This window comes from Achromobacter sp. (genome assembly GCF_032113835.1).
Lineage (GTDB): Bacteria > Pseudomonadota > Gammaproteobacteria > Burkholderiales > Burkholderiaceae_B > Achromobacter.
Genome location: NZ_DAMCTG010000005.1, coordinates 161031 through 169398, shown reverse-complemented (window position 1 = coordinate 169398; position 8368 = coordinate 161031). Strand labels below are relative to the sequence as shown.

Here is an 8368-nt window from a genome sequence, read left to right as displayed (position 1 = left end):
TCCCTCGGGCGCATCGACGGCGCTCGCCTCCCCGGTGACCACGACGCCGTGCTGCCAGGGTCTTTGGTTTGCGCGCTGCTGGACCTGTGGTCAGGGAAGGGGATTTGCGGGGCCGCCGGGTTGCTGCCGCCCGGGCGGCGGCAACCCAGCTTCGGGCGGTGGGGCGTCGTGACGGTGAGCGCTGCGCGCCGGCGGGGAGTTGTGCAGTGGCGGGGTGTTGCAGCGCGCCTACGCTACTATTTCGCACTGTCCCCGGGAGCGGCTGGCGTGCTGCCGACGCATTCGTGACGTGTCCCGTGCCATCTACTTCGTGAGAATTCTTGATGTCGTCCGTCGAATCCCAAGATGTCTTCGTTCCCGCCGCCGGCGGCCAGCTTTTTGTGCGGCGCTGGATGCCTGCTGCGTCCGGTACGTCTGCCGATAACGGCGTGCCGATCGTGCTGATGCACGATTCGCTTGGATGCGTGGAGTTGTGGCGCGACTTTCCTGAGCGGCTGGCCGGCGCGACGGGCCGCGAGGTCATTGCCTACGACCGGCTGGGATTCGGGCGTTCCGATCCGTACAAGGGCACGCTGGGCGTGGACTTCGTGGTGCTGGAGGCGATTGAGGGATTTCGCGCCGTACGCGAGGCGCTGGAGCTGGATCAGTTCGCGGCGTTTGGACACAGCGTGGGCGGGGGGATGGCCATTGCCAGCGCGGCGGCGTATCCGCAGTCGTGCCGCGCGCTGATTACCGAGTCGGCGCAGGTGTATGCCGAGGAACGCACGTTGGAAGGAATTCGCCAGGCGCGCGAGTCTTTCGCGCAGCCGGGGCAGCTGGACCGCCTGAAGAAGTATCACGGCGACAAGGCGGCCTGGGTGCTTAGCGCCTGGATCGACACGTGGCTGTCGCCGGACTTCGCGGACTGGACGCTGGACCCGCAGTTGGCGCAGGTGAAATGCCCGGCGCTGGCGCTGCACGGCGACAACGATGAGTACGGTTCCACGGTGCACGCCGAGCGCATCGCGCAGTTGGCGGGCGCGCGGCCGGTGATCTTCGAGAACTGCGGCCACGTGCCGCACCGCGAGATGCCCGAGCAGGTTCTTGCGACCGTCTCGGATTGGCTGCCGCGCGCCGGCTGAGCGGCGCGTGTGTCGTGGTGTGACGCGGTGTGATGCGTTTCTGCGTTACAAGCGCGTGACGCGTAGCACCGCGTCGGCAAACGCCTTGGGCGCCTCTTGCGGCAGGTTGTGGCCGATGCCGGCGCCCACGTCGATGTGCTGGTATTTGCCGGTGAACTGGCCGGCGTAGGCGGCGGGTGGCGGATGCGGGGCGCCGTTGGCGTCGCCTTCCATGGTGATCGACGGAATGCCGATCTTGGGCAGTTGCGCCAGGCGCGTTTCCAGCGCGTCGTACTGCGCCTCGCCCTGCGCCAGGCCCAAGCGCCAGCGGTAGTTGTGCACGACGATCTCGACGTGGTCGGGGTTGTCGAAGGCGCGTGCCGAGCGCGCGAACGTTGCGTCGTCAAAGCGCCATTGCGGCGAGGCCAGTTGCCAGATCAGTTTGTTGAAGCTGTCGACGTTGGCGGCGTAGCCGGCGGCGCCGCGCTCGGTGGCGAAGTAGAACTGATACCACCATTGCAGCTCGGCCTGCGGCGGCAGCGGCTTGCGGTTGCCTTCCTGGCTGCCGATCAGGTAGCCGCTGACCGACACCAGCGCCTCGCAGCGCTCGGGCCACAACGCCGCCATGATGCACGCGGTGCGCGCACCCCAGTCGAAGCCGGCGACGACCGCCTTGCGGATCTTCAGCGCATCCATCAGCGCAATCATGTCCACGGCCACGACGGCCTGTTCGCCGTTGCGCGGGGTGTCGGGCGATACGATGCGCGTGGTTCCGTAGCCGCGCAGGTGGGGCACGATGACGCGGTAACCGGCGGCGGTCAGGCGCGGCACGACATCGATAAAGCTGTGGATGTCATAGGGCCAGCCGTGCAGCAGAATGGCGACGGGGCCGTCGGCCGGGCCGGCGTCGACGTAGCCGACGTCCAACGTGCCGGCGCGGATCTGCCGGATGTTGTTGAACGTGGGGACGAGGCCTTGCGGGGCCTGCGCCACGGACTTGGCGAGCGCGTTGCCGCCGAGCGTGAGACCCAGCAGGCTGGCGCCCGCCAGCGAAGAAGTGGTACCCAGCAGGCGGCGCCGCTGGACGTTTACCGGTTCCGACATGGTGATGCTCCAGAAAGTCTTGTTGAAGGGGACATGACTGCTGGACGTCACTGTGGCGCAGGGCGCCGGGCCTTGGGTGTCGGCATGTACGCGCCGCGCGGGCGGATACACAACGACATAAAAAACCTGCGAAACGCACGCGGCAAGGGCTGGAGGCGGCCCGGCGCCGCCATTACTATCGTTGCTAGCCGGCACGCCCGCCTGCCGGGGGATGAACCCGCATGAGCACTCAATCCGCTGCAACGCCGTCCGCCCCCCGCTCGCGTCGCGTGCTGCCATGGTCGGTGGTGATCCTGGTCGCGCTGGGCCTGGCGCTCTACGGGCCGATTCCGCAACTCGAGCACTATCACGACTTTGCCGACAAGCGCACGTGGCTGGGCATCCCCAACGCGGGCGATGTGCTGTCCAACCTGGGCTTTGCGGTGGTCGGCTGGTATGGCTTGGCGCTGGTCCTGCACTCGCGCCGCCACCCTGCGCTGGACGCGATCCGGCCTGGCTACACGGTGTTCTTCCTTGCCCTCTTGCTGACCGCCTTCGGGTCCGGCTGGTATCACCTGGTGCCGGACAATGCGCGCCTGATCTGGGACCGCCTGCCCATTGCGCTGCTGTGCGCCGGCATTCTGTCCGCCGTGTGGCGCGAGACCGTGGGCGACGGCCGCTGGGTCGACGTGCTGTGGACGGCGTTGGCGGTGGGCAGCGTGGCGTGGTGGTGGTACACGGATAACACGTCGACGGGCGATCTGCGTCCGTATCTTTTCGTGCAGTTCATGCCGCTGGTGCTGGTGCCGCTGCTGCAATGGCGCAACGGCACGCCCATGCGCGAACGACTGTATTTTGGCGCGGCGATCGGGTTCTACGTGCTGGCCAAGGCCGCCGAGCTGCTCGATCATCAGATCTTTGATGCCTTCGCGTTCCTCAGCGGACACACGCTCAAGCATCTGTTTTCGATGGTGGCGGGGCTGATGGTGACGCTGAACTTCGCGCATCGCAAGCGCGAGGCGGATGCAACCGTGCGCCCGTACCCCCCGGCCTGAACCGATAGCGCTTGCGGCGCGATCCACGCTGTCGGCTGATACGCCCCCATGATCCGGCTGACGATGTGGCTGGACCGGTATACGAGCTGAAGCAAAAAAGGTAGGCCACGCACCGTCACGGTGGCCTACCAAGGCCGACATCGTTGCAGCCTGCGCATTGCAGGCCGCCCATTGCAGACCTCTCGTTGCAGCCCAATTACTTCGGCATCAGCACCGTGTCGATGACGTGAATCACGCCGTTGTCCGCCACCACATCGGTCTTCACGACCTTGGCGTTATCCACCATGACCGTTCCGCCATTGACCGTCACGGTCAGCGGGCTGCCTTGAACGGTTTTCACCTGGCCGGCCTTCACATCCTTGGCCATGACCTTGCCCGGCACGACGTGATAGGTCAGGACCTTGGTCAGCGCGGCCTTGTCCTTCAACAGCGCATCGAGCTTGTCCTTCGGCACCTTGGCGAAGGCTTCATCGGTCGGCGCGAACACCGTGAACGGACCCGGTCCCTTCAGCGTGTCCACCAAGCCGGCGGCCTGCACGGCGGTCACCAAGGTGTTGAATGACCCCGCGGATTTGGCGGTGTCCACGATGTCGGCGGCCTGCGCGGTGCCCAGCGCCAGGGTGAGCGAAATTCCTGCCAGAAGACGTTTCATGACTGACTCCTTGTCCCGTGAAAATCCGCCAGAAGCGGGGTTTGCACAAAGCGGCGTTGACCTAGAAATTGAACCGCTTGAGGAGAAAATTTACGCGCCAGATGTCTTCTCGTCCACGGTTTGACCCGTTATTATCCAAACATATCGGTTCAATATCGGGTCACCTAAACCATGGATTCCAAGCAATCGGACGACGGCCGCATCACTTACCGCAGCGGCGTGGCGGCGCGTCTGGCGGGGCTGTCGCCCGAGACCCTGCGCGTCTGGGAGCGCCGCTACAACCTGTCGGACGCGGAACGCTCCGCGCGCGGCCAGCGCCTGTACTCCGCCGAGCAGGTCCGCAGGCTGAGCCTGCTCAAGCAACTGGTCGACCAGGGCCACGCCATCGGCGTGCTCGCGCCCATGGCCGTGGATCAGCTGCAGGAATTGGCCGGCGGCGCCGTGCGCCAGCCCGAGACGCAGGGGCCGCTGAGACTGGGCGTGGTCGGCGCCAATCTGGCGCGGCGCATCGCCGGCAGCGGGCGCGACGGCCTGGACGTGATCGTCCAGCACAGCTGGCCCCACCTCGAACAGGTCGGGCTGTCGACGCAAGACACCGGCGTCGAGGTGCTGGTGATTGAACAGTCCGAACTGCACCAGAGCGCCTTGCCGCTGATCGTGTCCGCCGCGCAGGCATGCGGCGAGGCCGCCGTCGTGGTGCTTTACCGGTTCTGCGCCAGCGCCACGATCCGCGCGTTGCGCGCGCATGGATGCCTGGCGGCACGCGTTCCTGCGGACATCGGCGAGCTACTGCAGTTGTGCCGCTCGGCGCTGGCCGGCGAGCGGCTGCCGACCGCGCCCCAGCATCCGTCGCTGGAGCTGCGCTTTGACGAACATGCGCTCTTCACCATCATGGCGTCCGGCAGCGGCCTCGCCTGCGAATGCCCGAAACACCTGGCCGACCTGTTGCTGATGGTCGGGAGCTTTGAACGCTACAGCGTCCAATGCGCGTCCCGCAATGAAGACGACGCGCAACTGCACAGCGACCTGGGCCGCGCGGCAGGACAGGCCCGCGCCATTCTGGAAGTCGCGATGGAGCGGCTGGCAAGGGCGGAAGGGCTGCCGCTGCCGGCCGGGATGCCGAAAACGGAAGCCCAAAAGAAAACGCGCTGACGGCAGGGTCGCAAGACCCTGCCGTCAGCGCGTGGCGCGTGGCGTGTGCAAAGGGACGAGCCCGGATTCAAACCCGTTGCCGTTCAGGCATCGGCATCGAACCGGCCCCGCCGCATGCGGCTCAGAAGCGCGTCATCAGCTTGAACATGCCCGACTGCTGACGGTTGCCGCCGCCGAACTGCGCGTCGTAAGCCACGCCAGCCGTCGTGTTGCGCGTGATCGCCACCTCGGCGCCCAGGCCCAGCACGGCCGCGTTCTGCGCGATGGGAACGCCCGACACCGTGAAGGTGCTGCCGCCCTCGAAGGCCAGCTTCTGCGTGGGCTTCACATCGCCCATCGCATGACGCCAGCCCACCGTGGCCGTCAGGCGGCCCGGCGCGTCATCCGTGCCGATCAGCATGGCGCCCCGCAGGCCCAGCGTGGTGCTCGTCACATCGTCCTTGCTGCCCTCGCCGCGCAGGGCGGCGCTGCCGCCCGTTTCCTGGAAGTCGCGCGTGCGGACCTGGTTCCATGCCACGCCGGCAAACGGTTCGATGGCGTAGGCGTCGCCCAGCGGCAGCTTGTAGCCCAGTTCCGTGAACACTTGCGTCGACGACGCGTTATAGGACGACTCGAGACGCTGGTTCAGGCTGCCGGCAGCGATGTTGCGCTTGGAATCGATCTCGTGCCAGGTGTAGGCCGTGCCCACCATGAAGCGCACGAGTCCGGGACCCGCTTCGAAGTTCTTGCCGCCGAAGACCGTGGCCGTGTAGCTGTCCACGCTCATGCGCGACGACACGTCGGAGATCGAGTTGTGGCTGCCGGTGTAGCCGACCGCGCCGCCCAGGCGCCAACCGCCGCCCACGTCGCCGTCACCGCCGACAAAGAGTCCGCCCGCGGACTGATGCACGGTGGACGCATTGCCGTTGCCACCGAACGTGCTCCAGTTGCCGAAGGCCTGCGCCCAGATCGGCGATGCGCCGCTTTGCGGCAGGGCGTCGGACGACGACGCGCCCAGTTGCGCAGTCGGCCGGCCCGCGCGCATCGGCGCGTCGAGGTTGCCGCGCAGATGCGACAGCGGCAACGTGGTCACCGCGTCGCCCTGGCCTTGCAACACGCTGCCGGTGCTGGCGTACGCTTCGCCGGACAGTTGCTTCAGGGCCGCGCGCGCCTGCTCGGGCGACATGGACAGCACGGCCGCCGTCACCTGGCTCGCGCCCGTCGTCTTGCCCGCGCCATTGCCGCTGGCGATCAGCGACGAGTCGGCGCCGGGCGTGACCGGCGTGGTGACGACCGGGGCGGACTCATTGCCGGTGCCGGTTGCCGTCGAGCCATTGCCCGTCGTGGTGGAACCGTTGCCGGTCGAGGCCGAACCGTTGCCCGTCGATGCGGAGCCGTTGCCCGCCGACGCGGAGCCGTTGCCCGCCGATGCGGAGCCGTTGCCCGCCGATGCCGAGCCGTTGCCCGTCGATGCCGAGCCGTCGCCCGCCGATGCGGAACCATTGCCCGTGGATCCCGAGCCATTGCCGCTAGAAGGCGGCGCTTCCTGATCCAGCGCACCACCGACGTTCGTTTCGTTCTCCGAACCGCCGACGCTGCCGATCGGCACGTCGTTTCGCGAGAGCGTCATGAACGCGTTCTTCGCGTCATAGGTGAGCGACGGCGTCAGGAACGCGTAGTTGCTCGACACGCCCGTGAACCGGCCTTGAATGCCGCCGTCCGCCGTCAGGATGTTGTACGTCGTGCGCGGCGCGTAGTTGCCATTGGGGCCCACGTGCGCAACCGTGCCGTCCAGCGTGGCGACGCCGGTCACGTGAATGCGGTCGCTCAGCGTGCTGGTCGGATCGGCATGCACGCGATAGATCGTGTCCTGGCCGAAATTGAGGTTGCCGTTGACCGTCAGCGTGCCCATCGGCGTGCCGTCGTTACCCGGCGAAATCACCGCCGTGGGATACAGGGTCGTGCTGCCCACTTGGCCGACACCCGCCAGCACCACTTCGCGGCCGATGTCCATCGGACCGTTCAGCTTGCCGTTGATCTCCAGCGCGCCGTCGGCGATGAAGATCGGACCGGTCAGGTTGCTGCTGTCGCCGTTCAGGATGATGGAGCCGACGCCCGTCTTCACAAAGCCTTCCGTGCCTTGCAGCGGATTGTCGATGATGTCGACGAACTGGCCGGCCGCATACGTGCCGTCGCCGACGACGATCACGGGCGGGTTGCCGCCCGTGCCCGCCAGCGTGATCGGCGCGCCCTGCAGACGATACCGGTCCGTGGCGAACTGCAGGCCCGACGCGCGCACCGGACCGGCGCTGCCGTCCACGGTGACCGTGCCCGCCGCGCCCGTGAAGATCGCATAGCCGCCGCCGGGCAGGGCGCCCGTGGCGTTGGTCGGGCTGCTCCAGTTGCCGCTCGCCGCGGTCCACGTGCCGCTGCCGCCGCCCGCGGTTGCCGAAGAGGCCGCGCCGTTGCCGTTCCACAGATTGGTGGTGCTGGGGCCCAGGACCAGGTTGATGTGCTTGTCGCCCGTCAGCGTCTGGATCGTCGCGGCAGGCGCCGAATCGCCGGAGACCGTGCCCAGCGTCAGGCCGCCACTCAACGTGCCGCCGTACGACATGATGCGATAAAAGCCCGCGTTGACCCCGTGCGTGCTGACCTTCACGTTCAGCGTCGCGTTGTTCAGGGCAACGTTGCCGCCCACCTTGATGTTGTCGCCCGTGCCGGGTTGCGTGATGGGCAGTCCGGCATAGCCAGTCTCGAAATCAAAGACGCCGTTGTTGATCGACAGATTGCCGTTCACCACGAGATTGCCGTTGGAGACGCCTGTGGGCGTGTCCACCCAGTACCCGGGCGCGACGCGGGAATTTCCCGTCACGTTCAGGTCACCACCGATCGACCCGAACCCCGCCACCGTGCCGTTCGACATGGCATTGACGTTGCCGCCGACCGCCACGCCCGCACCGCCGCCATTACCGCCGAAAACCGCCGTGCCGCCGTTGACATCAATGCCGCCGGGAAAGTTGGCCGACCCGTCAAACACCTGCGTATTGCCCGACCCAATGGTCAGGTCCGCAGCGGTGACGTTCCCCACGTAGGACGCGCTCAAGGCGAGCGTCGCCGTCAGCCACTTCTTTGTGCCGTATGCCAAAACTTCAATCCTCCGGATTAATCGAGCTTCCTTTCACACATTACCGATATGTTTAAAAAGTATCGGTAAGTAATAATGCAGCCGGCGTGAATTTAGGGTCAGCTCTCGAAAAAAGGAGGCACTGTATAACGGTTTTTTTTGCGTCCCCGTTAATAAACGGGGTTATATCCCGTTAATTATCAAAATAGGTCTACGGCATACG

Annotated in this window: 7 protein-coding genes; 4 read left to right on the top strand and 3 right to left on the bottom strand. The window is 66.5% G+C overall.

What is annotated here, in order from left to right; all coding sequences use genetic code 11:
• The first annotated feature begins 323 nt into the window (after nt 1–323).
• Nucleotides 324–1121: an alpha/beta fold hydrolase gene (locus tag RT697_RS04110; RefSeq protein ID WP_313697102.1), complete on the top strand. Its 798-nt coding sequence runs from the start codon at nt 324–326 to the stop codon at nt 1119–1121.
• A gap of 45 nt (nt 1122–1166) precedes the next feature.
• Here the strand turns inward: RT697_RS04110 and RT697_RS04105 are convergent, their stop codons facing one another.
• Nucleotides 1167–2204: an alpha/beta hydrolase gene (locus RT697_RS04105; RefSeq protein ID WP_313697101.1), complete on the bottom strand. Its 1038-nt coding sequence runs from the start codon at nt 2202–2204 to the stop codon at nt 1167–1169.
• Between the two features lie 221 nt (nt 2205–2425).
• Here RT697_RS04105 and RT697_RS04100 point away from each other — a divergent pair, with 221 nt between their 5' ends.
• Nucleotides 2426–3238, top strand: coding sequence for a hypothetical protein (locus tag RT697_RS04100; RefSeq protein WP_313697100.1), 813 nt, complete (start codon nt 2426–2428; stop codon nt 3236–3238).
• A 196-nt stretch (nt 3239–3434) separates the two neighbouring features.
• Here the strand turns inward: RT697_RS04100 and RT697_RS04095 are convergent, their stop codons facing one another.
• Nucleotides 3435–3890, bottom strand: coding sequence for a fasciclin domain-containing protein (locus RT697_RS04095; protein WP_056565359.1), 456 nt, complete (start codon nt 3888–3890; stop codon nt 3435–3437).
• Here RT697_RS04095 and RT697_RS04090 point away from each other — a divergent pair.
• Entirely contained in the window at nt 3889–4014 is a 126-nt protein-coding gene (locus RT697_RS04090) for a hypothetical protein (RefSeq protein WP_313697099.1), read from the top strand. The two genes, RT697_RS04095 and RT697_RS04090, sit on opposite strands and share 2 nt — an antisense overlap.
• Before the next feature lie 47 nt (nt 4015–4061).
• Nucleotides 4062–5042 (top strand): MerR family transcriptional regulator, encoded by a 981-nt coding sequence (locus RT697_RS04085; RefSeq protein WP_313697098.1) that lies wholly within the window; start codon nt 4062–4064, stop codon nt 5040–5042.
• 121 nt (nt 5043–5163) lie between these two features.
• Here the strand turns inward: RT697_RS04085 and RT697_RS04080 are convergent, their stop codons facing one another.
• Entirely contained in the window at nt 5164–8166 is a 3003-nt protein-coding gene (locus tag RT697_RS04080) for an autotransporter domain-containing protein (RefSeq protein WP_313697097.1), read from the bottom strand.
• Nucleotides 8167–8368: the final 202 nt, after the last annotated feature.